This is a genomic window from Variovorax sp. CAN15 (assembly GCF_030462475.1).
Taxonomy (GTDB): domain Bacteria; phylum Pseudomonadota; class Gammaproteobacteria; order Burkholderiales; family Burkholderiaceae_C; genus Variovorax.
The window spans coordinates 1-25,296 of sequence record NZ_JASMRZ010000053.1; the positions used below are offsets into that span (position 1 = coordinate 1).

General features: G+C 64.3%; 21 protein-coding genes, 2 tRNA genes and 2 pseudogenes. 17 read left to right on the plus strand and 8 right to left on the minus strand.

Annotation, left to right across the window (positions count from 1 at the left end; translation table 11 throughout):
* From tuf to QMO14_RS24045, 16 genes and pseudogenes are all read left to right on the plus strand, one after another.
* Nucleotides 1-245 (plus strand): annotated as a pseudogene (gene tuf / locus QMO14_RS23970) (elongation factor Tu); the annotation flags it as partial.
* A 21-nt stretch (nucleotides 246-266) separates the two neighbouring features.
* Nucleotides 267-342, plus strand: a tRNA-Trp gene (locus QMO14_RS23975).
* 102 nt (nucleotides 343-444) lie between these two features.
* Nucleotides 445-828, plus strand: a complete 384-nt coding sequence (gene secE / locus QMO14_RS23980) for a preprotein translocase subunit SecE (protein WP_301510224.1) — start codon at nucleotides 445-447, stop codon at nucleotides 826-828.
* Nucleotides 829-1,449: a transcription termination/antitermination protein NusG gene (gene nusG, locus QMO14_RS23985; RefSeq protein ID WP_301510225.1), complete on the plus strand. Its 621-nt coding sequence runs from the start codon at nucleotides 829-831 to the stop codon at nucleotides 1,447-1,449.
* A gap of 143 nt (nucleotides 1,450-1,592) precedes the next feature.
* Entirely contained in the window at nucleotides 1,593-2,024 is a 432-nt protein-coding gene (gene rplK, locus QMO14_RS23990; protein WP_019658337.1) for a 50S ribosomal protein L11, read from the plus strand.
* Entirely contained in the window at nucleotides 2,025-2,723 is a 699-nt protein-coding gene (gene rplA / locus QMO14_RS23995) for a 50S ribosomal protein L1 (RefSeq protein WP_081269557.1), read from the plus strand.
* Nucleotides 2,724-2,968: 245 nt separating this feature from the next.
* Complete coding sequence (rplJ, locus tag QMO14_RS24000) at nucleotides 2,969-3,502, plus strand: 50S ribosomal protein L10 (protein ID WP_301510229.1); 534 nt, start codon at nucleotides 2,969-2,971, stop codon at nucleotides 3,500-3,502.
* Between the two features lie 42 nt (nucleotides 3,503-3,544).
* The gene (rplL, locus tag QMO14_RS24005; protein ID WP_280814954.1) at nucleotides 3,545-3,922 is read left to right on the plus strand and encodes a 50S ribosomal protein L7/L12; all 378 of its coding nucleotides are present in this window, start codon (nucleotides 3,545-3,547) and stop codon (nucleotides 3,920-3,922) included.
* A 294-nt stretch (nucleotides 3,923-4,216) separates the two neighbouring features.
* A complete protein-coding gene (rpoB, locus tag QMO14_RS24010; protein ID WP_301510231.1) occupies nucleotides 4,217-8,341 on the plus strand; it encodes a DNA-directed RNA polymerase subunit beta in 4,125 nt (1,374 codons plus the stop codon).
* 21 nt (nucleotides 8,342-8,362) lie between these two features.
* Nucleotides 8,363-12,598, plus strand: coding sequence for a DNA-directed RNA polymerase subunit beta' (rpoC, locus tag QMO14_RS24015; protein WP_301510233.1), 4,236 nt, complete (start codon nucleotides 8,363-8,365; stop codon nucleotides 12,596-12,598).
* 110 nt (nucleotides 12,599-12,708) lie between these two features.
* On the plus strand, nucleotides 12,709-13,320 hold the full coding sequence (locus tag QMO14_RS24020; protein WP_301510235.1) for a lema family protein: 612 nt from the start codon (nucleotides 12,709-12,711) through the stop codon (nucleotides 13,318-13,320).
* A 210-nt stretch (nucleotides 13,321-13,530) separates the two neighbouring features.
* Nucleotides 13,531-14,817: a 16S rRNA (cytosine(967)-C(5))-methyltransferase RsmB gene (rsmB, locus tag QMO14_RS24025; RefSeq protein WP_301510254.1), complete on the plus strand. Its 1,287-nt coding sequence runs from the start codon at nucleotides 13,531-13,533 to the stop codon at nucleotides 14,815-14,817.
* Between the two features lie 58 nt (nucleotides 14,818-14,875).
* Nucleotides 14,876-15,442 (plus strand): DUF4390 domain-containing protein, encoded by a 567-nt coding sequence (locus QMO14_RS24030; RefSeq protein ID WP_301510255.1) that lies wholly within the window; start codon nucleotides 14,876-14,878, stop codon nucleotides 15,440-15,442.
* Nucleotides 15,439-17,772 (plus strand): ATP-binding protein, encoded by a 2,334-nt coding sequence (locus tag QMO14_RS24035; protein WP_301510236.1) that lies wholly within the window; start codon nucleotides 15,439-15,441, stop codon nucleotides 17,770-17,772. Before QMO14_RS24030 ends, QMO14_RS24035 begins: the two co-directional genes overlap by 4 nt.
* A gap of 90 nt (nucleotides 17,773-17,862) precedes the next feature.
* Nucleotides 17,863-18,564, plus strand: coding sequence for a response regulator (locus tag QMO14_RS24040; RefSeq protein ID WP_126021684.1), 702 nt, complete (start codon nucleotides 17,863-17,865; stop codon nucleotides 18,562-18,564).
* 21 nt (nucleotides 18,565-18,585) lie between these two features.
* Nucleotides 18,586-18,661: transfer RNA gene (locus QMO14_RS24045), tRNA-Phe, on the plus strand.
* A 179-nt stretch (nucleotides 18,662-18,840) separates the two neighbouring features.
* Here QMO14_RS24045 and QMO14_RS24050 read toward each other — a convergent pair.
* Nucleotides 18,841-19,050, minus strand: a pseudogene (locus QMO14_RS24050) (IS3 family transposase); the annotation flags it as partial.
* A gap of 470 nt (nucleotides 19,051-19,520) precedes the next feature.
* Here QMO14_RS24050 and QMO14_RS24055 point away from each other — a divergent pair.
* On the plus strand, nucleotides 19,521-19,745 hold the full coding sequence (locus QMO14_RS24055) for a hypothetical protein (RefSeq protein ID WP_093298956.1): 225 nt from the start codon (nucleotides 19,521-19,523) through the stop codon (nucleotides 19,743-19,745).
* Nucleotides 19,746-19,755: 10 nt separating this feature from the next.
* Here the strand turns inward: QMO14_RS24055 and QMO14_RS24060 are convergent, their stop codons facing one another.
* From QMO14_RS24060 to QMO14_RS24090, 7 genes are all read right to left on the minus strand, one after another.
* Nucleotides 19,756-19,971 carry a hypothetical protein gene (locus QMO14_RS24060; RefSeq protein ID WP_093298959.1) on the minus strand — a complete coding sequence of 72 codons (216 nt, stop codon included), beginning with the start codon at nucleotides 19,969-19,971 and terminating at the stop codon, nucleotides 19,756-19,758.
* A 45-nt stretch (nucleotides 19,972-20,016) separates the two neighbouring features.
* A complete protein-coding gene (locus QMO14_RS24065; RefSeq protein ID WP_093298961.1) occupies nucleotides 20,017-22,455 on the minus strand; it encodes a heavy metal translocating P-type ATPase in 2,439 nt (812 codons plus the stop codon).
* Between the two features lie 115 nt (nucleotides 22,456-22,570).
* Nucleotides 22,571-22,762, minus strand: a complete 192-nt coding sequence (locus tag QMO14_RS24070) for a heavy-metal-associated domain-containing protein (RefSeq protein WP_093298964.1) — start codon at nucleotides 22,760-22,762, stop codon at nucleotides 22,571-22,573.
* A gap of 56 nt (nucleotides 22,763-22,818) precedes the next feature.
* Complete coding sequence (locus QMO14_RS24075; RefSeq protein WP_301510242.1) at nucleotides 22,819-23,217, minus strand: hypothetical protein; 399 nt, start codon at nucleotides 23,215-23,217, stop codon at nucleotides 22,819-22,821.
* Between the two features lie 61 nt (nucleotides 23,218-23,278).
* Nucleotides 23,279-23,938, minus strand: a complete 660-nt coding sequence (locus tag QMO14_RS24080) for a cytochrome c (protein WP_093298967.1) — start codon at nucleotides 23,936-23,938, stop codon at nucleotides 23,279-23,281.
* A gap of 62 nt (nucleotides 23,939-24,000) precedes the next feature.
* A complete protein-coding gene (locus QMO14_RS24085) occupies nucleotides 24,001-24,339 on the minus strand; it encodes a hypothetical protein (protein ID WP_093298969.1) in 339 nt (112 codons plus the stop codon).
* A gap of 132 nt (nucleotides 24,340-24,471) precedes the next feature.
* Nucleotides 24,472-25,284, minus strand: a complete 813-nt coding sequence (locus QMO14_RS24090; RefSeq protein ID WP_176947361.1) for a methyltransferase, TIGR04325 family — start codon at nucleotides 25,282-25,284, stop codon at nucleotides 24,472-24,474.
* Nucleotides 25,285-25,296 lie beyond the last annotated feature (12 nt).

The following is a 25,296-nucleotide window of genomic DNA, read 5'->3' on the forward strand; positions in this document are numbered from 1 at the left end:
ATGAAGGCGGCCGTCACACGCCGTTCTTCAACAACTACCGTCCGCAGTTCTACTTCCGCACGACGGACGTGACCGGCGCGATCGAGCTGCCCAAGGACAAGGAAATGGTCATGCCCGGCGACAACGTCAGCATCACCGTGAAGCTGATCAACCCGATCGCGATGGAAGAAGGCCTGCGCTTCGCCATCCGTGAAGGCGGCCGTACCGTGGGTTCGGGCGTCGTGGCGAAGATCCTCGACATCTAAGCCGAGCGCGAAGAGTACCGGAGGGGTATAGCTCAATTGGCAGAGCGTCGGTCTCCAAAACCGAAGGTTGTAGGTTCGATTCCTACTGCCCCTGCCACCTAAGTGGCACTCCGAAAAGCCCGTCGCGTCCCGACGGGCTTCGGCGTCTCAAGAGACGCATTGAATTGAAGGCCTCAGGGTCACAGGAAAACAGCCGAACATGGCCACTTCTCAAATCGAAACGGTGAGCACTGGTGCCGACAAGGCCAAATTGGCCGCGGCGGTCGTGCTGGCGGTGGGGGCCATTGTGGCGTTCTACCTGCTGTCGCGTCAGGGTTCGCTGGTGCAGTGGGCTGCACTGCTGGTGGGTTTGGCCGCGGCGGTTGCTGCCTTCGGTAGTTCGGAGAATGGCCGTCAGTTGTGGGCATTCGGCCGCGACTCGTGGCGCGAGGTCAGAAAGGTTGTCTGGCCGACCCGCAAGGAAGCGATTCAGATGACGGCCTATGTGTTCGCTTTCGTGGCGATCATGTCCGTCTTCCTCTGGCTCACCGACAAGACGCTCGAATGGGTGTTTTTCGACCTCATTCTGGGCTGGAGAAAATAAATGACCGCTGATCCAGTGAATGCAGTTGAAACCACGGCGGGTGCACCGGAGGAAGAAAACACCTCCGTGCTTGCCCCTGCTGCCAACCCCGATCTGCGTTGGTACGTGGTGCATGCCTACTCCGGCATGGAAAAGGCCGTGGAACGCAATATCACCGAGCGCATCAACCGCGCTGGCATGCAGGACAAGTTCGGCCGCATCCTGGTTCCGACCGAAGAAGTGGTCGAAATCAAGAACGGCCAGAAGCGTACTACCGAGCGTCGCTTCTTCCCGGGCTACGTGCTGGTCGAAATGATCATGGACGACGAGAGTTGGCACCTGGTGAAGCACACCAACAAGGTGACGGGTTTCGTGGGCGGCGCCAAGAACCGTCCAGCTCCGATCTCGCAGAAAGAGGTCGAGGACATCGTCAGCCAGATGCAGCAGGGCACTGAAAAGCCGCGCCACAAGGTCGAATTCACCGTCGGCGAATTCGTGCGCGTCAAGGAAGGCCCGTTCACCGACTTCAACGGCACGGTCGAGGAAGTCAACTACGAGAAGAGCAAGGTCAGCGTGTCGGTCATGATTTTCGGCCGCGCGACCCCTGTGGAACTCGAATTCAGCCAGGTCGAAAAGACCTGACGACCCACCGGCCTTTGCGCCGGTGTCATTGTTTCCGGCTGCGCGCTGTCCGACTCGGCGCGCGGTCTTGATCCCGAAGAGTCGTTTAACCCCGGGGAGCCTCGGCCGCAAGCCAAGGCGATATCACCCGCAAGGAGCAAAGCATGGCGAAAAAAATCGTCGGCTTCATCAAGCTGCAAGTGCCAGCTGGTAAGGCCAACCCGTCCCCGCCGATCGGTCCCGCACTCGGTCAGCGCGGTCTGAACATCATGGAATTCTGCAAGGCGTTCAACGCGCAGACGCAGAGCTACGAGCCGGGTCTGGCGCTGCCGGTGGTCATCACCGCTTTCGCCGACAAGAGCTTCACCTTCATCATCAAGTCGCCGCCGGCCGGCGTGCTGATCAAGAAGGCCATCAAGCTCGACAAGGGTTCCGCACGTCCGCACACCGACAAGGTTGGCAAGATCACGCGCGCCCAGCTCGAAGAGATCGCAAAGACCAAGATGAAGGACCTGACCGCGGCCGACATGGACGCAGCAGTTCGCACCATCGCCGGTACCGCCCGTTCGATGGGCGTGAATGTGGAGGGCGTGTAAATGTCCAAGATCACCAAGAAGCAAAAGTCGCTCGAAGGCAAGGTCGACAGCAACAAGCTGTATCCGCTGGCTGACGCGATCACCATCGTCAAGGACGCTGCCACCGCCAAGTTCGACGAATCGATCGACGTGGCTGTCCAGCTCGGCATCGATGCGAAGAAGTCGGACCAGGTCGTGCGTGGCGCCGTCGTGCTGCCCAACGGCACCGGCAAGACCAAGCGCGTCGCCGTGTTCGCGCAAGGCGCCAAGGCTGAAGAGGCCAAGGCCGCCGGCGCCGACATCGTCGGCATGGACGACCTGGCTGCCATGGTCAAGGCTGGCGACATGCCTTTCGACGTCGTGATCGCTGCCCCCGATGCCATGCGCGTCGTCGGTACGCTCGGCCAGATCCTCGGCCCGCGCGGCCTGATGCCGAACCCGAAGGTCGGCACCGTGACCCCGGACGTCGCTACGGCAGTGAAGAACGCCAAGGCTGGCCAGGTTCAGTTCCGCGTCGACAAGGCCGGCATTGTGCACGGCACGATCGGCCGCCGCTCGTTCGACAACGACAAGCTGCAAGGCAACCTCGCCGCGCTGATCGATGCTCTGGTCAAGGCCAAGCCGGCGACCAGCAAGGGCGTGTACCTGCGCAAGGTGGCCGTGTCGTCGACCATGGGTCTGGGTGTCCGCGTGGACACGCAAACCATCTCGGCGAGCTAAAGAGATTTGCTCCACCTCGCAAGGGTGGGGCGGATGTGGTGGGTCGCGGCGGCTTTGGTTGCCGCGGGCCATCCAAGACCGCTGGTGTGCAGGGTGCTGCACTTAATCGCCGGACCTCCCTGTCCGGTATCCAGCGCAGATGGCGATCCCGCTGCAAGGAATTTGGTTTTTGTTCCTGACAGTTGGTCGCTGCATGAAGCGCGATCCGAGGCTCCGGCCGATGGTCGCATTAAAAGGAGTAGACCTTGAGTCTGAATCGCAGTGAGAAAGAAGCGGTCATCAGTGATGTGACCAGCCTCGCCGCAAAAGCTCAAACGCTCGTGATGGCGGAATACCGTGGCATCACGGTGGCCGACATGACCAAACTGCGCAACGAAGCGCGCAGCAAGGGTGTGACTCTGAGTGTTCTGAAGAACACCCTGGCACGCCGTGCTGTCGCAGGTAGCGCGTTTGAGATTGTTGGCGACCAGATGACCGGTCCGCTGATCTACGGCTTCTCCGAAGACGCTGTGGCCGCCGCCAAGGTGGTGGCCGATTTCGCGAAGACCAACGACAAGCTGGTCATTCGCGGCGGCGCTTTCGGTGGCAAGGCCCTGGACGTCGACGGCGTGAAGCAACTGGCCAACATCCCTTCGAAGGAAGTGCTGCTGGCGCAACTGCTGGGCTTGATGCAATCCCCCATCTCTCGTACCGCCCGCGTGCTCGCGGCGCTGGCCGAGAAGCGTGGTGGTGGCGAAGCTGCACCCGCCGATGCACCGGCAGAAGCACAGGCCGCTTGAGCCTGCGTTTGAAACATTCAACCCAATTGTTAGGAAACAAAAATGGCATTCGATAAAGACGCATTTCTGACCGCGCTCGACAGCATGACGGTCCTGGAACTCAACGACCTGGTCAAGGCCATCGAAGAGAAGTTCGGCGTGAGCGCCGCTGCAATGGCCGCTCCGGCCGCTGGTGGTGGCGGTGCCGCTGCTGCTGCGGTCGAAGAGAAGACCGAGTTCAACGTCATGCTGATGGATGCTGGCGCGAACAAGGTTTCGGCGATCAAGGCAGTGCGCGAAATCACCGGCCTGGGCCTCAAGGAAGCCAAGGACCTGGTGGAAGCCGCTCCCAAGGCCGTCAAGGAAGGCCTGTCGAAGGCTGACGCTGAAGCCGCCAAGAAGAAGCTGGAAGACGCCGGCGCCAAGGTGGAACTGAAGTAATTCAGACCCCCTGGAGGGCTGGAGGTGCCTGAAAAGGCCCTCCAGCCTTTGCCGCTTTCAGAGCGCACTCAAAAGCCGGCTCGCTGCCGGTTTTCCCGAAGGCCCGGATGCCGACGGAAAAGCCGCAACAAGATGTCTTTTGAGTGTCTTCTGACCCCGACTGCAGAAGACCCCTTGGTTCGGGCGATGTGCAACGCATCGCTGTCCGCCAACGGCTGGTAGTGGCCAGCCGCCAAGCAGTGGTGCCCCGGCACTGCTGACAAGTCGCTGAAGATCTCAAGCACCGGAGCTCTCATGGCCCAATCGTCCGCGTACAGTTACACCGAACGCAAGCGCATCCGAAAAAGTTTCGGCAATCGCGACAGCGTCGTAGAAATCCCCTACCTGCTGCAGATGCAGAAAGACGCGTACACCGCGTTCCTGCAAGCCGGCATTCCCCCGAAACAACGTACCGTCGAAGGCCTGCAGGCCGCGTTCGACGCCGCTTTCCCGATCGTCTCGCACAACGGTTTTGTCGAGATGAAGTTCCTCGAGTACAACCTCGCGAAACCCGCTTTCGACGTGCGCGAATGCCAGACACGCGGCCTGACCTTTGCGTCGGCCGTGCGCGCCAAGGTCCAGCTCATCATCTATGACCGCGAGTCGTCGACCTCGCAGTCGAAGGTGGTCAAGGAAGTGAAGGAGCAAGAGGTCTACATGGGCGAAGTGCCGCTCATGACGGACAAGGGTTCGTTCATCATCAACGGCACCGAGCGCGTGATCGTGTCGCAGCTGCATCGCTCGCCCGGCGTGTTCTTCGAGCACGACAAGGGCAAGACGCACAGCTCGGGCAAGCTGCTGTTCTCGGCCCGCGTGATTCCCTACCGCGGCTCGTGGCTCGACTTCGAGTTCGACCCGAAGGACATGCTGTACTTCCGCGTGGACCGTCGCCGCAAGATGCCGGTCACGATCCTGCTGAAGGCCATCGGCCTGAACCCGGAATCGATCCTCGCGAACTTCTTCGTGAACGACAACTTCCGCCTGATGGACAGCGGCGCGCAGATGGAGTTCGTCCCCGAGCGCCTGCGCGGCGAAGTCGCGCGCTTCGACATCACCGACAAGTCGGGCAAGGTCGTGGTCGCCAAGGACAAGCGCGTCACCGCGCGCCACACGCGCGAACTCGAGCAGGGCGGTACCACGCACATCAGCGTGCCGGAGGACTTCCTGATCGGCCGCGTGATCGCCCGCAACATCGTCGACGCCGACTCCGGTGAAATCCTGGCCAAGGCCAACGACGAGCTGACCGAAGCGCTGCTGAAGAAGCTGCGCACCGCCGGCGTGCAGGACGTGCAGGTCATCTACACGAACGAACTCGACCAGGGCGCGTACATCTCGCAGACCCTGCGCATCGACGAAACCGTGGACGAATTCGCCGCCCGCGTGGCCATCTACCGCATGATGCGCCCCGGCGAGCCGCCGACGGAAGACGCCGTGCAAGCGCTGTTCCAGCGCCTGTTCTACAACCCGGACACGTACGACCTGTCGCGCGTCGGCCGCATGAAGTTCAACGCCAAGGTCGGCCGCGACGAATCGACCGGCCCGATGGTGCTGACGAACGAAGACATCCTGGCCGTGGTCAAGATCCTCGTGGACCTGCGCAACGGCAACGGCGAAGTCGACGACATCGACCACCTGGGCAACCGCCGCGTGCGTTGCGTCGGCGAACTGGCCGAGAACCAGTACCGTACCGGCCTGGCACGCATCGAGAAGGCCGTGAAGGAACGTCTGGGTCAAGCGGAACAAGAGCCGCTGATGCCGCACGACCTGATCAACAGCAAGCCGATCTCGGCCGCGCTGAAGGAATTCTTCGGTGCCTCGCAGCTGTCGCAGTTCATGGACCAGACGAATCCGCTGTCCGAAATCACCCACAAGCGCCGCGTGTCGGCCCTTGGCCCGGGTGGTCTGACGCGCGAACGTGCAGGCTTCGAAGTGCGCGACGTGCACGTGACCCATTACGGCCGCGTGTGCCCGATCGAAACGCCTGAAGGCCCGAACATCGGCCTGATCAACTCGCTGGCCCTGTACGCCCGCCTGAACGAATACGGCTTCATCGAGACGCCGTACCGTCGCGTGGTCGACAGCAAGGTCACCAACGAGATCGACTACCTGTCGGCCATCGAGGAAGGCAAGTACGTCATCGCCCAGGCCAACGCGGCCCTGGACAAGGACGGCGTGCTGACCGGCGACCTGGTCTCCGCGCGCGAAGCCGGCGAATCGATCCTGGTCGGTGCCGAACGCATCCAGTACATGGACGTGTCGCCCGCGCAGATCGTGTCGGTGGCCGCATCGCTCGTGCCGTTCCTCGAGCACGACGACGCGAACCGCGCGCTGATGGGCGCCAACATGCAGCGCCAGGCCGTGCCTGTGCTGCGCCCCGAAAAGCCGATGGTCGGTACCGGTATCGAACGCGTCTCCGCGGTCGACTCTGGCACCGTGGTCACGGCCACCCGCGGCGGTATCGTCGACTACGTCGATGCGACCCGTGTCGTGGTGCGCGTGAACGACGCCGAAGCGGCTGCAGGTGAAGTCGGTGTGGACATCTACAACCTGATCAAGTATCAGCGTTCGAACCAGAACACCAACATCCACCAGCGTCCCATCGTCAAGCGCGGCGACAAGATTGCCAAGGGCGACGTGGTGGCCGACGGTGCATCGACCGACCTCGGCGAACTGGCTCTCGGCCAGAACATGCTGATCGCGTTCATGCCCTGGAACGGCTACAACTTCGAAGACTCGATCCTGATCTCGGAACGCGTGGTCGCCGAAGACCGCTACACCTCGATCCACATCGAGGAACTGGTGGTGATGGCCCGCGACACGAAGCTGGGCGCAGAAGAAATCACGCGCGACATCCCGAACCTGGCCGAGCAGCAGCTCAACCGCCTCGACGAGTCCGGCATCATCTATGTCGGCGCCGAAGTGCAGCCGGGCGACACGCTGGTGGGCAAGGTCACGCCGAAGGGCGAGACCACGCTGACGCCTGAAGAGAAGCTGCTTCGCGCCATCTTCGGCGAGAAGGCTTCGGACGTGAAGGACACCTCGCTGCGCGTGGACCAGGGCTCGCAAGGCACCGTGATCGACGTGCAGGTGTTCACCCGAGAGGGCATCCAGCGCGACAAGCGTGCCCAGCAGATCATCGACGACGAGCTCAAGCGCTTCCGCCTCGACCTGAACGACCAGCTTCGCATCGTCGAAGCCGACGCGTTCGACCGTATCGAGAAGCTGCTGACCGGCAAGGTCGCCAACGGCGGCCCGAACAAGCTGGCCAAGGGCACCAAGCTCGACAAGGCCTACCTGTCGTCGGTCGAGAAGTTCCACTGGTTCGACATCCGCCCGGCGGAAGACGAAGTGGCGACGCAGCTCGAGTCGATCAAGAACTCGCTCGAGCAGACGCGCCACAGCTTCGACCTCGCATTCGAAGAAAAGCGCAAGAAGCTCACGCAGGGCGACGAGCTGCCCGCTGGCGTGCTCAAGATGGTCAAGGTCTACCTGGCCGTCAAGCGCCGCCTGCAGCCCGGCGACAAGATGGCCGGCCGCCACGGCAACAAGGGTGTGGTGTCGAAGATCGTTCCGGTCGAAGACATGCCCCACATGGCCGATGGCACGCCGTGCGACATCTGCCTGAACCCGCTGGGCGTGCCCTCGCGGATGAACGTGGGCCAGGTTCTCGAAGTGCACCTGGGCTGGGCCGGCAAGGGCGTGGGCCAGCGCATCGGCGACCTGCTGCAGCAGGAGGCCAAGGTGGCCGAGCTGCGAAAGTTCATGGAGCAGCTGTACAACGGCTCGGGCCGCCAGGAGAACATCGCTTCGCTGAGCGACACCGAACTGCTCGAGATGGCTGCGAACCTGCAGAACGGCGCGACCTTCGCGACACCGGTGTTCGACGGCGCCTCGGAAGAGGAAATCCGCGGCATGCTGAAGCTGGCCTATCCGGACGACATCGCCAAGGCCAAGGGCCTGACCGAGACGCGCACACAGGCGTACCTGTTCGACGGCCGCACCGGCGACCAGTTCGAGCGTCCCGTCACCGTGGGCTACATGCACTTCCTGAAGCTGCATCACCTCGTGGACGACAAGATGCACGCCCGCTCCACCGGCCCGTACTCGCTCGTCACGCAGCAACCGCTGGGCGGCAAGGCGCAGTTCGGCGGCCAGCGTTTCGGGGAAATGGAAGTGTGGGCGCTGGAAGCTTACGGCGCCGCCTACGTCCTGCAGGAAATGCTGACCGTGAAGTCCGACGACGTGCAAGGCCGTACCAAGGTGTACGAGAGCATCGTCAAGGGCGAGCACTCGATCGAAGCCGGCATGCCGGAATCGTTCAACGTGCTGGTCAAGGAAATCCGTTCGCTGGGTCTCGACATCGAGCTCGAGCGTTCCTAATTTGAAAAGGGAAAGAGTCTTATGAAATCGCTACTCGACCTGTTCAAGCAATTCACGCCCGATGAGCATTTCGATGCCATCAAGATCGGCATGGCTTCGCCCGAGAAGATCCGTTCGTGGTCTTTCGGCGAGGTGAAGAAGCCCGAGACGATCAACTACCGCACGTTCAAGCCCGAGCGCGACGGCCTCTTCTGCGCCAAGATCTTCGGCCCCATCAAGGACTACGAGTGCCTGTGCGGCAAGTACAAGCGCCTGAAGCACCGCGGCGTTATCTGCGAGAAGTGCGGCGTCGAAGTCACGCAGACCAAGGTGCGCCGCGAGCGCATGGGTCACATCGACCTGGCCGCGCCCTGCGCCCACATCTGGTTCCTGAAGTCGCTGCCGTCGCGCCTGGGCCTCGTGCTCGACATGACGCTGCGCGACATCGAACGCGTGCTGTACTTCGAAGCCTACGTGATCACCGATCCCGGCATGACCCCGCTGAAGAAGTTCGGCATCATGTCCGAGGACGACTACGACGCGAAGCGCAAGGAATACGGTGACGAGTTCGTCGCCAAGATGGGCGCCGAAGGCATCAAGGACCTGCTCGAAGGCATCGAACTCGACAGCGAGATCGAACGCCTGCGCGGCGACCTGACCGGCTCCGAAGTCAAGGTCAAGAAGAATTCCAAGCGCCTGAAGGTGCTGGAAGCCTTCCGCAAGTCGGGCATCAAGCCCGAGTGGATGGTGCTCGACGTGCTGCCCGTGCTGCCGCCGGACCTGCGTCCGCTGGTGCCGCTGGACGGCGGCCGCTTCGCGACCTCCGACCTGAACGACCTGTACCGCCGCGTCATCAACCGCAACTCGCGCCTGCGCCGCCTGCTGGAGCTGAAGGCTCCGGAAATCATCGCGCGCAACGAAAAGCGGATGCTGCAGGAGGCTGTCGACTCGCTGCTGGACAACGGCCGCCGTGGCAAGGCCATGACGGGTGCCAACAAGCGCGCGCTGAAGTCGCTTGCCGACATGATCAAGGGCAAGAGCGGCCGCTTCCGCCAGAATCTGCTGGGCAAGCGCGTCGACTACTCGGGCCGTTCGGTCATCGTGGTGGGCCCGACGCTCAAGCTGCACCAGTGCGGCCTGCCGAAGCTGATGGCGCTCGAGCTGTTCAAGCCCTTCATCTTCTCGCGCCTCGAAGCCATGGGCATCGCGACGACGATCAAGGCTGCCAAGAAGGAAGTCGAATCGGGCACGCCGGTGGTCTGGGACATCCTGGAAGAGGTCATCAAGGAGCACCCGGTCATGCTGAACCGCGCTCCGACGCTGCACCGCCTGGGCATCCAGGCCTTCGAGCCGATCCTGATCGAAGGCAAGGCGATCCAGCTGCACCCGCTCGTCTGCGCGGCATTCAACGCCGACTTCGACGGCGACCAGATGGCCGTCCACGTACCGCTGTCGGTGGAAGCGCAGATGGAAGCCCGCACGCTGATGCTGGCCTCCAACAACGTGCTGTTCCCGGCTTCTGGCGAACCGTCGATCGTTCCTTCGCAGGACGTGGTGCTGGGTCTGTACTACACGACCCGCGACCGCATCAACGGCAAGGGCGAGGGCCTGATCTTCTCCGACATCGGTGAAGTCCAGCGCGCGCTCGACGCCAACGAAGTCGAACTCACCGCCAGGGTGGCCGTGCGCATCACGGAATACACCAAGAACAAGGAAACCGGCGAATTCGTGCCGTCGACCTCGCTCGTGGACACCACCGTGGGCCGCGCGCTGCTGTCCGAGATCCTGCCGAAGGGCCTGCCGTTCTCGAACATCAACAAGGCGCTGAAGAAGAAGGAAATCTCCAAGCTCATCAATGTCTCGTTCCGCAAGTGCGGCCTGAAGGAAACCGTCGTCTTCGCGGACAAGCTGCTGCAGAACGGCTTCCGCCTGGCGACCAAGGCCGGCATTTCGATCGCCATCGACGACATGCTGGTGCCTTCGGAGAAGCACGGCATCATCGAGCGCTCGGCCAAGGAAGTGAAGGAGATCGAACAGCAGTACGTCTCCGGTCTCGTGACCTCCGGCGAGCGCTACAACAAGGTGGTGGACATCTGGGGCAAGGCCGGCGACGAAGTGTCGAAGGTCATGATGGCCAAGCTGTCGAAGCAGAAGGTCATCGACCGCCACGGCAAGGAAGTCGAGCAGGAGTCCTTCAACTCGATCTACATGATGGCCGACTCCGGCGCCCGCGGTTCCGCGGCCCAGATCCGCCAGGTGGCCGGCATGCGCGGCCTGATGGCCAAGCCGGACGGCTCGATCATCGAGACGCCCATTACCGCGAACTTCCGCGAAGGCCTGAACGTGCTGGAGTACTTCATCTCCACCCACGGTGCCCGAAAGGGCCTGGCCGACACGGCGCTGAAGACGGCGAACTCGGGCTACCTGACCCGCCGCCTGGTCGACGTGACGCAGGACCTGGTCGTGACCGAGCAGGACTGCGGCACGCACAGCGGCTACCTGATGCGCGCCATCGTCGAGGGCGGTGAAGTGATCGAATCGCTGCGCGACCGTATCCTCGGCCGCACCGCTGCCGACGACGTGCTGCACCCGGAGAACCGTTCGGTGCTGCTGAAGGCCGGCGAGATGTTCGACGAGGACACCATCGAGGCGCTGGAAGCGCAGGGCGTCGACGAGGTCAAGGTGCGCACCGCGCTGACCTGCGAGACCCGCTTCGGCATCTGCTCGACCTGCTACGGCCGCGACCTGGGCCGCGGCGGCCTGATCAACATCGGCGAAGCCGTCGGTGTGATCGCCGCCCAGTCCATCGGCGAACCCGGCACGCAGCTGACGATGCGTACCTTCCACATCGGTGGTGCCGCTTCGCGCGCCGCCATCGCCTCGAGCGTGGAAGCCAAGTCGAATGGTTCGATCGGCTTCAACGCCACGATGCGCTACGTGACCAACAGCAAGGGCGAGCTGGTCGTGATCTCGCGTTCGGGCGAAATCGTCATCCACGACGAGCACGGCCGCGAGCGCGAGCGCCACAAGGTGCCGTACGGCGCCACGCTGACGGTCAAGGCAGACCAGCAGATCAAGGCCGGCCACGTGCTCGCCAACTGGGACCCGCTGACCCGCCCGATCATTACCGAGTTCGCCGGCAAGACGCAGTTCGAGAACGTCGAGGAAGGCCTCACGGTTGCGAAGCAGGTGGACGAAGTGACCGGTCTGTCGACCCTGGTGGTGATCGATCCGAAGCGCCGCGGCGCTGCCAAGGTCGTGCGTCCGCAGGTGAAGCTCATCGACGCATCCGGCGCCGAAGTGAAGATCCCGGGCACCGACCACTCGGTGACGATCGGCTTCCCGATCGGCGCGCTGGTGCAGGTGCGTGACGGCCAGGACGTGGGCCCCGGCGAAGTGCTGGCGCGCATTCCGGTCGAAGGCCAGAAGACCCGCGACATCACCGGCGGTCTGCCGCGCGTTGCCGAGCTGTTCGAAGCCCGCTCGCCGAAGGATAAGGGCATGCTGGCCGAAATGACCGGTACGGTGTCGTTCGGCAAGGAGACCAAAGGCAAGATCCGCCTGCAGATCACCGATCCGGAAGGCACGGTCTGGGAAGACCTCGTGCCGAAGGAAAAGAACATCCTGGTGCACGAAGGCCAGGTGGTGAACAAGGGCGAATCCGTGGTCGACGGCCCGGCGGACCCGCAGGACATCCTGCGCCTGCTGGGTTCGGAAGAGCTGGCGCGCTACATCGTGGACGAAGTGCAGGACGTGTACCGCCTGCAGGGCGTGAAGATCAACGACAAGCACATCGAGGTGATCGTTCGCCAGATGCTGCGCCGCGTCGTGGTCGACAACGCCGGCGACACGAGCTACATCTCCGGTGAACAGGTCGAACGCAGCGAAATGCTCAACACCAACGACGCCCTGCGCGCCGAAGGCAAGATCCCCGCGACGTTCACCAACCTGCTGCTGGGTATCACGAAGGCATCGCTGTCGACCGACTCGTTCATCTCGGCCGCTTCGTTCCAGGAAACGACGCGCGTGCTGACCGAAGCCGCGATCATGGGCAAGCGCGACGAACTGCGCGGCCTGAAGGAAAACGTCATCGTCGGCCGCCTGATCCCCGCGGGCACCGGCATGGCGTACCACCAGGCACGCAAGGTCAAGGACGCCATGGACGAGGCCGAGCGCCGCGCCATCGCCGAATCGGAAGCGGCCGAACTGGCTGGCTCCGGTGAAAGCGATGCAGCTGCCAGCACGGCGGACGCCAGCGAAGGCGCTGCGACCGAATAACTGGTTAGCATCACCGGCCATGACCGGTACACCACGCCCCCCGACCGCCCCGGTTGGGGGGCGTTTTTCTTTGTTCCCCTTGTTCGCATGATGAAGAGGCGTTGTCGTCGATGAGCGTGTTGCCCGAATCGCTGGCCGGCTGGATCGTGATCGCGGTCCTGCTGTTCTGGTTTGTGGGGGCCTACAACCGGCTGGTCCGCCTGCGCGCGGCTGTGCTGCAGGCCTACGGCCAGCTCGATGCCGCGCTGGGCAAGCAGCTGGATTTCGTGCAGGCCAGCATCGCGGCCGGTCTTCCGCCCGACGCGGCGCCGGCCGGCGAATCGCTGTCCTCCATCGCGCCACTGCAGGCGGCGACCGCGCAGCTCGCCACCCTGCTGGGCGCGACCCGACTGCGTCCACTGGATACGGGCGGCATGGCCGCGCTGGCGACCGCATTGCAGGTCTGGATCGGCGCGTGGCAGCGGCAGCATCCCGACCAGGTGACGGTGTTCGACGCCTATGGCACGCTGTCGCGGCCCGCGCAACTGCTGCCCGGAGCGACGACAGCCGTGGTGCCGGGCGCCGCCGAGCCGATCGGCTGGCCCGAACCCTCCGCCGCTGCCGAGATCGCACGCAGCCAGTTCAACCAGGCGGTGGCGCACTACAACGCCGCCATCGCACAGTTTCCGGCGCTGCTGGTGGCATGGGCCGTGCGTCTGCGTCCGGCGGCGCCGCTGCGGTGAGCCCAGCCAGGCCCTAACGGCCGATGCTCGCCCGCTACGGCATTTCCTGTTCTTCACTTTCCATGTACGAAGTCCGGCCTTTGGCCGGCCCGTTACCATCGCCCCAACTTGTCAGAACTACCCTCCGACCCTTCCCGCAGAGGCCATGGCGACACGCCGCCGCTGCAACAGCCCCCGCTCTGGCGCCAGCTGCAACTGACTGCCGCGGCGCTGGCGTCCATCCGTGCCGGCACGTCGGGTTCCGTGGCTTTCGAAGCCGTCGAGCCAGCTCTGCGGCCCGGCGTGCAATCGCTCGGCTTCCAGGTGCTGCGCTGGCTCGGCCGCGCCGAGGCACTGCGCCGCCACCTGGCCAGGCGCACTCCGCCGCCCCTGCCTGATGCACTGCTGTGCACCGCGCTGGCGCTCGCGTGGGACGCCTCGCATGCGCCTTACGAGCCTTTCACGCTGGTCGATCAGGCTGTCGAGGCCGCCAAGCGCAATCCTGCGACGCGGGCTCAGGCGAGCTTCATCAACGCCTGCCTGCGGCGCTTCCTGCGCGAACGCGACGAGCTCGTGGCCGCGACCGACTCCGAACCCGTTGCGCAGTGGAACCATCCGCGCTGGTGGATCGAGCGCCTGAAGCGCGACCATCCGCGCGAGTGGCAGCGGGTGCTGGCCGCCGACAACGCGCAGGCGCCGATGACGCTGCGGGTCAACGTCCGCAAGACGACCGCGGCTTCCTATCTGACCGAGCTGGAAGCCGCCGGCCTGGGCGCGACGCGCGTGGGCCCCAGTGGCCTGCAGTTGGCGCGCGCCCGGCCCGTGCAACAGTTGCCCGGCTTTGCCGACGGCGCGTGCTCGGTGCAGGACGGGGCCGCGCAGATGGCCGCACCGCTGCTGCTCGAAGGCCTACTGCCGGCAAGACCCGGCGCAGCGCCGCTTCGCGTGCTCGACGCCTGCGCCGCCCCCGGCGGCAAGACCGCGCACCTGCTCGAAATGGCGAACCCCGGCGCCCTCGACGTCACCGCGCTGGAAATCGATGCCGTCCGCAGCCGCCGCATCGATGACACCCTGGCGCGCCTCGGGCTCGAGGCCAAGGTGCTGGTTGCCGATGCAGGTCGGCCCGACCAGTGGTGGGACGGCACGCCTTTCGACGCCATCCTGCTCGATGCGCCTTGCACCGCCTCGGGCATCGTGAGGCGCCATCCCGACGTGCGCTGGTTGCGCCGCGAGAGCGATACCGCCCAGCTCGCCGCCCGGCAGACCGCGCTCCTGGCCGCGCTGTGGCCCCTGGTGCGGCCGGGCGGGCGGCTTCTTTATTGCACTTGCTCCGTGTTCCGCGAAGAGGGTTCGCAACAAATTGATGCGTTTCTTGTACACAACACCAACGCACGATTGCTGCCATCGCCCGGCCATTTGCTGCCCCAAAGCGGGTCGAATGCCCGTGGCGTCCCGGACAATGCCTCTGGTGACCACGACGGCTTTTTCTACGCCCTGCTCGAAAAGCGTCCGCGTTGAGCGAGAGCGCGGGCTGGTCCTTGCGCTGCCCGTCCTGCTGTGGATCTGGGCGATGTGGATGGCCTTCCTGCCGACCACGGCATCCGCCCAGGGCCGCAGCGGCGCCACGATCACACAGATGCGGCTGGAGCAGGCGGACGACGGCATCTACTTCAGCGGCACCGTGCAGTTCGAGCTGCCGTCGCTGGTCGAGGAGGTCCTCGACAAGGGCATCGCCATCTATTTCGTGGCAGAGGCCGAACTCTTCCAGGAACGCTGGTACTGGACCGACCGCAAGGTCGCGCAGGTCACGCGCCACATGCGGCTCGCCTACCAGCCGCTCACGCGACGCTGGCGGCTCAACGTGTCGGCGGCGCCCATGACCGGCGCGGCCGGCCTGGGCATCTCGCTGAACCAGAACTTCGACACCCTCGGAGACGCGCTCGAAGCCATCAAGCGTGTCGGCCGGCTGCGGATGGGCGACATCGCCGAGATCGGTGACGACCCGCAGCACCAGGTCACCTTCCGTTTCCGGCTCGACACCTCGCAGCTGCCGCGCCCGTTCCAGATCGGCGTGGTTGGCCAGGCGGACTGGAACATCGCCGTCGAGCGCACGGCCAAGCTTCCGCTGGAGAAGCAGAAGTGAGCGCTTCCGGGCGCAGCGGCGCGGCCGCCACGCCTGCCGCGAGCCGCGCGCGCGCCAGGCGCTGGGCCATCGGCGTCGGCGCCGCGCTGGTCACGGCCATTGGCCTCGTGCTGATGTTCCTGCTGGCGCAGGCCACCAACAACCGCGCGCTGTACGAACGCTATTACGTGCGCCTCTTCGGCATCAATGTCGTGGTGGCGGTACTGCTGGTGCTGGTGATCGGCTGGGTCGCCTTCCGCCTGCTGCGGCGGCTGCGGCAGGGTAAGTTCGGCAGCCGGCTGCTCATCAAGCTGGCGGCTATCTTCGCGCTGGTGGGCGTGGTGCCTGGGGCGCTGGTCTACGTGGTGTCCTACCAGTTCGTCGCGCGCTCGATCGAGAGCTGGTTCGACGTCAAGGTCGAGGGTGCGCTCGATGCGGGCCTGAACCTCGGACGGGCCACGCTCGACTCGCTCTCCGACGACCTGGCCGTGAAGACGCGCAGCGCCAGCGCACAGCTTGCGCAGGTGCCCGACGCGAGCGCCGGCCTGGTGCTGGAGCGCATCCGCGACCAGCTCGAAGCGAGCGACGTGATCCTCTGGACCGGCTCCGGGCAGCTCGTGGCCAGTGCCGGCACCTCGCGCTTCCAGCTCAATCCCGACCGCCCGACCCAGCAGCAGTTCCGGCAGGTGCGTCCCGAGCGTGCCGTCGCGCATGTCGAGGGGCTGGATGAAACCGCCGCGCCGGGCACGACCCCGCCGGCCGCGAGCGTGCGTGCGCTCGCGATGGTGCAGCGGCCCGGCTTCGACTTCGACACCGCGCCGCGCTATCTGCAGGTCACCCGGCCGCTGCCGCCGGCCGTGGTCGCCAACGCGCTCGCCGTGCAGGAGGCCAACCGCGAATACCAGGAGCGGGCGCTCGCGCGCGAAGGTCTGCGCCGCATGTACATCGGCACGCTCACGCTGAGTCTGTTCCTCGCCGTGTTCGGCGCGGTCTTGCTCGCCGTGCTTTTCGGCAACCAGCTCGCGCGACCGCTGCTCGTGCTGGCCGAAGGCGTGCGCCAGGTGGCGGCCGGCGACCTGCGGCCCACCGCCGTGCTGCAGGGCAAGGACGAGCTGGGTGGCCTTACGCGCTCCTTCGCCGTCATGACCCAGCAGCTGGCCGACGCCCGCGGCGCGGTCGAGAAGACCATGGGCCAGCTCGACGCCGCGCGCGCCAACCTGCAGACCATCCTCGACAACCTGACTTCCGGCGTGATCGTGCTCGACGCCAAGGGCACCGTGCTGTCCACCAACCCGGGCGCGACCCGCGTGCTGCGCGCGCCGCTCGCGGCCTACGAGGGCCGGCCACTCATCGAGGTACCGGGGCTGGCAGAGTTCGGCGCCAGGGTGCAGCAGCAGTTCGACGACTTTCTTGTCGAGCGCATGCAGCACGGCCTCGATCACTGGCAGCACGCTTTCGAGCTGCATGCTTCCGGCACCGATCTGCCGCAGCAGGACGGTGCCATCAACATCGTCGCGCGCGGCGCGGAGTTGCCCGGCGCCGCGCGTCTGCTGGTGTTCGACGACATCTCCGAGATCGTCTCGGCACAACGCGCGCAGGCCTGGGGCGAGGTCGCGCGCCGCCTCGCGCATGAGATCAAGAATCCGCTCACGCCGATCCAGCTCTCGGCCGAGCGGCTCGAGATGAAGCTCTCCGGGAAGGTCCAGCCGCCCGAGCAGGCTGTGCTCGTGAAGTCGGTGAAGACCATCGTCGACCAAGTCGACGCGATGAAGCGGCTGGTGAACGAATTCCGCGACTACGCGCGATTGCCCGCTGCCGACCTCAAGCCTGTGGACCTGAACGCCTTGCTGACCGATGTGCTGCAGCTCTACAGCGCGGAGAACCTGCCGATCACGTTGCGCTCGGAGCTCGACGAGCGCTGCCCACCCATCAGGGGCGACGCGCAGCAGATCCGCCAGGTCATACACAACCTGTTGCAAAACGCGCAGGACGCCGCGGAAGCCGCTGCGAGCGGAACGGGCAAGACGGGCGAAGTCACCATCCGCACGCGGCTGGGCGACTCGGGGCAGCGCGTGCGCCTGACCGTGCAGGACAGCGGTCCCGGCTTTGCCGAGAACATTCTCAAGCGCGCCTTCGAGCCCTACGTCACCACGAAAACAAAAGGTACTGGTTTGGGCCTCGCGGTCGTCAAGAAGATCGCCGACGAGCATGGCGCGCGCATCGAGCTTTCCAACCGCGTCGTCGATGGGGCTGTAGCGGGGGCACAAGTCTCGCTATCATTCGCGCTGGCAAGCGAGCCGCGGGCAGCGGCCGCTCACACCGAAGATTCGTCGAAGTCTTCCGCCGCCTGAGCCGCACGAATGTCCGTCGCACAGGCGATGGATGGGCCAGCGGACTCAACATACCATTGCGGACACCAGCGCACACAACAAGCAGCACTCATGGCAAACATTCTCGTGGTCGATGACGAGCTGGGCATCCGGGACCTGCTCTTCGAAATTCTCAATGACGAGGGCCACAACGTGGAACTCGCGGAGAACGCGGCCGAAGCGCGCGCTGCACGCCAGCGCGCACGACCCGATCTCGTGCTGCTCGACATCTGGATGCCCGATACCGACGGCGTCACGTTGCTCAAGGAGTGGTCCACCGCGGGCCTCCTGAGCATGCCCGTCATCATGATGAGCGGCCACGCCACCATAGACACAGCGGTCGACGCCACGCGCATCGGCGCATTCGCCTTCCTCGAAAAGCCCATCACCATGCAGAAGCTGCTCAAGGCAGTGGAGCAGGGTTTGGCCCGCGAGAGTGCGCGCCGCGCGGCAGCAGGCGTGGTGCCCGCGCCGATCACCGGCAGCCAGGCGACAGCCATCACGACCACGGGCGACAGCCTGCTGATGGCCTCGCTGGCTTCGGTGCCCGTGGCCGACACCGGCCCGCAGTCGACGCAGAGCTTCGACCTCGACCGCCCGCTGCGCGATGCGCGCGACGGCTTCGAGAAGGCGTACTTCGAATTCCACCTGGCGATGGAGAACGGCTCCATGACCCGCGTCGCCGAGAAAACCGGCCTCGAACGCACCCACCTTTACAGAAAGCTCAAACAACTTGGCGTTGATCTTTCAAGAGGGCGCAGAAGCGCTGTATAATTTAGGGCTGCGCACAGCAATGGCCCGGTAGCTCAGTTGGTAGAGCAGCGGATTGAAAATCCGCGTGTCGGTGGTTCGATTCCGCCCCAGGCCACCAAATTTTCCTTTTAGGATCAAGTAGATAGCCCAATCTTGCTAGGTTGGGCTTTTTGCTTTCTGGTGTCGTGTAGGCACCATGTAGGCAAGTAGGATCATCGCAAATCAATGCTTTTCCACAAGGTGTTGAATTCCGCTGATCTCTGACCCTAGGGGTGCGGATAAAAACTTGGACTGGTTTTATGCCGCAAGTCCAAGGCTCACCCGGTATTCGATAGGGCTGAGAGAGCCAAGAGAGATCTTGATCCGCTTCTCGTTGTACCAGCGGATGTCTGAGTCGACCGCCTCGATGAATTGCTCGATGGTGGCGTTCTTCCAGTCTCGAGGATGGAACAGCTCGTTCTTCAGCCGACCGAAGAAGCCTTCGCAAGCTTCGTTATCAGGTGAGCATGCGAGACATCGAGCGGGTGTTTCGGCGTCAACACGCTGCGCATGGCGGTCTATCCGGCCTTCGGCCTGCGGGGTGCTGTCGCGGCTGGTGGTCGAGCGCCGCGACAACGAAGCCCGGCCGCAGATTTCGCTGCAGGTGCTCAGCTCGCGGGAGGTGCACGAGGCCGTACTGGGACGGCAGGTCGACTTCGGGCTAATGGGCGACGAGATGCCGACGACAGTCCTGGAGCATTCCGAGTTCGCGCGCTTCCCAGGTGTGGTGGTGATGCATGCGAGGCACCGGCTGACCAAGGCCCAAGGCGAGGACCATCCAACCGCATCAGCTCGCGGAAGAGCCATTCCTAGCGCTCAACCCCGAGGACGCGTCTCGGCGGCGCCTGGAGCGGGCATTGGCGGAGTGCAACGTCGGGTTGAGTGTGCTGGTCGAGACGCCCTACGCGGCGAGCGTGTGAGAAATGGCCCTGAGCGGAATGGGCATCGGCGTCGTCAATCCGGTCACCGCCATGGAATACGCTCAACGCGGCCTGACCATCCGTCCGCTGTCCCTGGATGTCTCCTTCGCGGGTGTGTTGGTGCTTCTCCCTGGGCAGCCCCTGTCCGGTCTCGCCCTGCGCGTGCTCCAGCTCATGCGCATCCAGTTGGCCGAAGACCAGAAGGCCCTCGCCAATCTCCTCAAACCCCGCGCCAAAGACTGACCGTCGCGCCTCAATCACGCTTCGAGCGCGTTCCACATCGCCGGGGCTTTTGCGCCTCGGCGGCCAGAACACTGTAGGCACTGGCCACGCTCGCGCTGATTGGTGCTTCCGCTGGTGCGCACGCCTCGATGGCGCACAACAGATGCTCCGCGACCGCCCACTTGCGAAATCGGATGGCCTCCTGGTAGACGTCCAGCAAATGCTGCTCAAACAGTTCGGACTTCATAGGAACTCCTTCGCACGGAGTGACGCCACTCGATCCAACGCGCCTCTAGGAGGGCGACTTTGCGTCGGCGTGTGGCCCGTGGGTGTCGCTTTTTGCTCCCCTCAAGCGCAAGGCATTGGTGATGACCGACGCCGAGCTCAGGCTCATCGCCAGCGCCGCGATCATCGGCGACAGCAGCCAGCCCGTGAACGGGAACAACACGCCCGCGGCCAGTGGCACGCCGAGAGCGTTGTAGAGAAAGGCGAAGCCGAGGTTCTGCTTCATGTTGGCGATGGTCTGCTCGGAGATCACGCGCGCCTGCGCAATGCCGCGCAGGTCGCCCTTGACCAGCGTCACCTGGGCGCTGTTCATCGCGACATCGGTGCCGGTGCCCATCGCCACCCCGACGTCGGCCTTGGCGAGCGCGGGCGCATCGTTGATGCCGTCCCCCGCCATGGCGACGATCCGGCCTTCACGCTGCAGCTTGTCCACCAGCGCGAGCTTGTCGGCGGGCTTCACTTCGCCATGCACCTCGTCGATGCCCAGCTTCGCTGCGACGGCCCGGGCCGTGGTCAGCCCGTCTCCGGTCGCCATGATGACCCGCAGGCCCGAGGCCTTGAGCGCGGCCAGCGCCTCGATCGTGGTGGCCTTGATTGGGTCCGAGACCGCAAGCAAGCCGGCAGGCTGGCCGTCCACAGCCAGGAACATGACACTCGCGCCCTCGGCCCGCATGGCCTCGGCCTGCGGCTTGAGGTCGTCGACCCGCACGCGCAGCTGGTCCATGAGCGCCGTGTTGCCGAGCGCCAGCTTCCTGCTGCCCACGCCGCCGCTCACGCCGATGCCGCTGCTGGATTCGAAACCGTCGGGCGTGTCCAGCGCCAGGTTGCGCTCGCGCGCCGCCCGCACGATGGCGTCGGCCAGCGGGTGTTCGCTGCCCTGGTCCAGGCTGGCTGCGAGTCGCAGCACCTCGTCGGCGGTGAAGCCCGGCGCAGGCACCGCGCGCTCGAACTGCGGCCGGCCTTCCGTCAGGGTGCCGGTCTTGTCGACGATGAGCGCATCGACCTTGCGGAAGTTCTCGATCGCCGCGGCATCGCGGAACAGCACGCCCTGCGTGGCCGCCTTGCCCGTGGCCACCATGATCGACATCGGCGTGGCGAGGCCGAGTGCACAGGGGCAGGCAATGATGAGCACCGCCACGGCATTGATCAGGCCGTAGACCCAACTGGGCTGCGGCCCGAAGAATCCCCAGGCGAAGAAGGTCAGCACCGCGATGCCGATGACGGTCATGACGAAGTAGCCGGCAACGTGATCGGCCATTCGTTGCATCGGCGCCCTGGAGCGTTGCGCCAGCGCGACCATCTGCACGATGCTCGCGAGCACGGTCTGCGAGCCGACTTTCTCGGACTGCATCACAAGTGCGCCGTTGGTGTTCAGCGTTGCGCCGATAAGCTTGTCGCCAATCCGCTTGGTCACGGGCAATGGCTCCCCAGTCAGCATGGATTCGTCGACGGCGCTGTTGCCTTCGATCACCACACCGTCCACGGGCACCTTCTCTCCGGGGCGCACGCGCAGCTTGTCGCCCACATGCACGTGGCCAATCGGTATGTCTTCCTCGGCACCGTCAGGGTCGATGCGGCGCGCTGTCTTGGGGGCAAGGCCCAGCAGCGACTTGATGGCTGCGGAGGTCTGCGACCGCGCCTTGAGTTCGAGGATCTGACCCAACAAGGTCAAAGAAATGATCACCGCGGCCGCTTCGAAGTAGACCGACACGCGCCCCATCGACACGAACGACGCGGGAAACACGTCGGGCGCCACCGTGGCCACGACGCTATAGACAAAGGCCGCGGCCGTGCCCAGGCCGATCAAGGTCCACATGTTCGGACTGCGGTTTGCCACAGACTGCGCCGCGCGCACGAAGAACGGCCACCCGGCCCACAGGACGATCGGCATGGTGAGCACAAGTTCGATCCAGCTCTGCGTGTCCATCTCGAACCACTGCAGGCGGTGGCCGGCCATGGCGAGCACTGTGACGATGACGGTGAGGGGCAAGGTCCAGACGAAGCGTCGCTTGAAGTCTTTCAGCTCGAGGTCTTCGCCCTCGTCGAGGGTCGGCATCTCGGGCTCCAGCGTCATGCCGCACTTGGGGCAGTTGCCCGGGTGATCTTGCCGGATCTCCGGGTGCATGGGACAGGTGTAGATCGTGCCTGGAGGACCGGGTTGAGCCGGCTGCGCGGGCGCAAGCACGAGCGGGGCCGTCTGCTGCGTGCCGCGTTTCGCGTATTTGGCCGGGTTGGCCTCGAATTTGGCTTTGCACCCCGCACTACAGAAATAGACCGGCCCGCCTTCGTGCTGCAGGACGTGCGCGGACCGCGTGGTCACCGCCATGCCACAAACGGGATCCTTCAAAATCGCATCGGTCTTCTGCGAAGGCTCTCCAGAGGCGGGCGGGTGCGCCCCGTGATGTCCCAGATGGTGTTCATGCTGGTTGGAAGGCGTGGGGTTCATTCAAGTTCTCCAACGAAAAATTGGCTGAATGCACCTTACATGGCGGTGCATTCAGTCCACACAGGCCAGCTCGATACACATCAGCCGATGAAGGCCGCTGTCCCGTGCCGGCGAATCACTTCGGCGGGTAGCCGGCTTCCGTCAGGGCGGCAGTCACAGACTCACGGTCCTCAGCGCTGTCGACGCGCAACGTTTTGGCCGGCAGATCGACTTCGATCTTCGCCGTGGCGTCCAGGTTCTTCACGGCCTGAGCGATCCGGCTCGCGCAGCTGCCACAGGACATCGATTGGATGACGAACTCTTGCATGAGAGGCTCCTTGGTTGAAAGGTGATTCCAGTATCAGGCTTGACATCGTGTGAAGGTCAAGCGACCGGCGCCAGTCCGTCAGTGGTGTGGTTCTGCGCATTCCGACTCTTCACCTCCAGAACCATCATCAGGCCGCCGCCCCCGTCCTGTTCGAGGTCGTTGTTGGTCGTCTGGCGCGGGATGTGGCAGTGGACCAGCCATCTACCAGGCCGCAAGGCTTTCCAGATCACGTCGTAAGCGCTGACCGGGTCCGACATTGACGGTGCGGTCATCTGCCCCGCCGGCGGCGCTTGGTTTTCCTCGAGCCACTCGGTCGAGCCGAACCTGGGCGTCTGTCGCCAGTGGAATTTTCCTTTCGATGTTTTCGGAGTTGCCACACGAGAACGGCCACGAAGATGATCACACCAACGAGCCAGGCGATGAACATCGTGCCGACAACATTGGTTGAAACCCATCGCCCCGTCACGTACATACCTAGCTCCTAAGGCGAGAGCAGCTCTGGAGGCATGGCGTCGTTCAATGCAGCCCCGCGATGTAGTCGGAAACGGCCCTGATTTCGCGATCGTTGAGTTTGGCTGCAACGCCGCTCATGGGCACGCTGTTGAGTCGTACCCCATCGCGAAACGCGGTCAGCTGAGCGGCGATGTACTCGGCGTTCTGTCCGCCCAGACGCGGGTACTGGATCGGGATGCCGGCGCCGTTGGGGCTGTGACAGCCTGCGCAGGCCAGGACACTTCGCTCCCCAATGCCGCCGCGATAGATCTTCTCGCCCAGCGCCACCAGATCCCTGTCCTTCGCAAACCCCGGCTTGATGGACTTGGAACCCAGGAACCAGGCGACGTCGCGCATTTCCTTCTCGGACAGCATTGCCGCCATGCCGCTCATGACCGGGCTCTTGCGTTTCCCGGACTTGAATTCCTGAAGCTGCTTGACCAGGTACTCGGGATGCTGCTGAGCCAGCTTGGGATTGGCGGGGATGGCCGAGTTGCCATCCGCGCTGTGGCACGCGGCGCATGACTTGCCATTGAAGACGACTTCGCCATTCGCAATGTCGGGTTTCGACGAAGGGGCCAAGACCCTTTCGATCGGCGCTGGCACGGCAGGATCGGCGGCGAATGAAAAACCTGAAGCAAGTCCACCGACGGTGAGGAGAAGAAAGGAAGCGAAAGAGTTCATAAGGTGCCGAGGTTTGTGGTGGGCCGGCTGCAAGGATGGCCGCAGATCGTGGGAAGGCCGCGTCAGCCGCGCAGCGCTCGTGCATGCGACAGCACGCGAACGGGTGTGTCGCACCTGTCGACGTTGGTCCACACGACGTCGCCCAGCGCGACAGATGTCGCAGGATCCAGCATCTCGATGTGCGCATGTCGCCGCCCCGTGGAACGATCGACCAGGATGGCGAAGCGTCGTACTGCAAGTTCGTCGGCGCTGGCGGTCTTCCTGCAATCCGTGCGCCCGCCTCGTTGAATCTCTTTTGCGCGGCCGATTTCGACAATTTCCCCGGTGCGCCAGCCGTCCTGGAAATCGCGAGACTGCCGGTAGAAATCGGCGCACCCCGTCAGACCGGCGAAGAGCGCCATACCGAGGATTCCGCCCGCAGCGGAATATGCCCTCGCGGTGATGCGAGGCTTCTTCTCCATTGCCACTGCGAACAACGTACGCGCAGCCCGCAAGGACTGGCGAGCACGCGTGGACGCTTTGGCTTGCATTGCTCAACTGGCGAAGTAAAGGCCACTGAACGTCGGAATGCTGCGCTCGGGAAATCCCGGCAGATACAACGAACGCTCAGGAACCTGCCACTGGTCGCGCAAGGTATACCCCAGCGCCTCGATTTCCTTGATGAAGCGTTCGCGGTTGTAGACGTGCATGGGCGCAAAGCAGCCGGCACCGATGTTCTGTGCCGTGACGTAGTCCTCGCCGTCGTAGAGCGGGAGCTTGTTCAGCAAGACGTGCCGTGGCCGCGTGTCGCACCGTTGAAGCAGATCACCGGGACGCGAATTCTCGACATAGTGCAGGGCGCCGGCAGACAGCCAGATATCGTTGCCGGGCAGCGCCTGCGAAAGATCCTCGGCGAAGCTCAGTCCAGTGGCGTTGGCCCCGCTGGCGATATCTCGCCCCAGGGCCGCGATCGCAGGCACTTCAACGACGCGCCAGGAAAGGCCCTGGGGCATCTCGAAATAGCGGCGATAGGCATAGAAGTGAACCCCCACCGAGCCACCGATGTCGAGCAGCTTGGTGGCACCATCTCTGAACGCACGTTCGAGCCACCACATCACGGGGTAGTCGTAGGCAAACACCTTCTTCGTGCGGACATTCACGTACTCTTGCGCCAAGGCCGCGTGGTCGAATTCCGGACTGTCAGGCAGCCAATCCCGGGCTTCGGAAAAGCTTTTGAACAGTCCGAAGTAACTACCGAATCCGGCCTCGGAAAAGAACTGCTGGCGCCGCCAGCGCCGCAACGCTGGCCGGGTAACCGGTCCCTCCAGGATCTGCCGAACGACTTGCGAAGCACTCGAGTAAGCCATTCCTTCCTCCAT

Bases quoted from the DNA above. Each gene is read 5' to 3' on its own strand.
- secE (WP_301510224.1), top strand. From the start codon at position 445: ATGGCCACTTCTCAAATCGAAACGGTGAGCACTGGTGCCGACAAGGCC.
- nusG (WP_301510225.1), top strand. From the start codon at position 829: ATGACCGCTGATCCAGTGAATGCAGTTGAAACCACGGCGGGTGCACCG.
- rplK (WP_019658337.1), top strand. From the start codon at position 1,593: ATGGCGAAAAAAATCGTCGGCTTCATCAAGCTGCAAGTGCCAGCTGGT.
- rplA (WP_081269557.1), top strand. From the start codon at position 2,025: ATGTCCAAGATCACCAAGAAGCAAAAGTCGCTCGAAGGCAAGGTCGAC.
- rplL (WP_280814954.1), top strand. From the start codon at position 3,545: ATGGCATTCGATAAAGACGCATTTCTGACCGCGCTCGACAGCATGACG.
- rpoB (WP_301510231.1), top strand. From the start codon at position 4,217: ATGGCCCAATCGTCCGCGTACAGTTACACCGAACGCAAGCGCATCCGA.
- rpoC (WP_301510233.1), top strand. From the start codon at position 8,363: ATGAAATCGCTACTCGACCTGTTCAAGCAATTCACGCCCGATGAGCAT.
- QMO14_RS24020 (WP_301510235.1), top strand. From the start codon at position 12,709: ATGAGCGTGTTGCCCGAATCGCTGGCCGGCTGGATCGTGATCGCGGTC.
- QMO14_RS24030 (WP_301510255.1), top strand. From the start codon at position 14,876: ATGGCCTTCCTGCCGACCACGGCATCCGCCCAGGGCCGCAGCGGCGCC.
- QMO14_RS24040 (WP_126021684.1), top strand. From the start codon at position 17,863: ATGGCAAACATTCTCGTGGTCGATGACGAGCTGGGCATCCGGGACCTG.
- QMO14_RS24055 (WP_093298956.1), top strand. From the start codon at position 19,521: ATGGGCATCGGCGTCGTCAATCCGGTCACCGCCATGGAATACGCTCAA.
- QMO14_RS24060 (WP_093298959.1), bottom strand. From the start codon at position 19,971: ATGAAGTCCGAACTGTTTGAGCAGCATTTGCTGGACGTCTACCAGGAG.
- QMO14_RS24065 (WP_093298961.1), bottom strand. From the start codon at position 22,455: ATGAACCCCACGCCTTCCAACCAGCATGAACACCATCTGGGACATCAC.
- QMO14_RS24070 (WP_093298964.1), bottom strand. From the start codon at position 22,762: ATGCAAGAGTTCGTCATCCAATCGATGTCCTGTGGCAGCTGCGCGAGC.
- QMO14_RS24075 (WP_301510242.1), bottom strand. From the start codon at position 23,217: ATGGGTTTCAACCAATGTTGTCGGCACGATGTTCATCGCCTGGCTCGT.
- QMO14_RS24080 (WP_093298967.1), bottom strand. From the start codon at position 23,938: ATGAACTCTTTCGCTTCCTTTCTTCTCCTCACCGTCGGTGGACTTGCT.
- QMO14_RS24085 (WP_093298969.1), bottom strand. From the start codon at position 24,339: ATGGCGCTCTTCGCCGGTCTGACGGGGTGCGCCGATTTCTACCGGCAG.
- QMO14_RS24090 (WP_176947361.1), bottom strand. From the start codon at position 25,284: ATGGCTTACTCGAGTGCTTCGCAAGTCGTTCGGCAGATCCTGGAGGGA.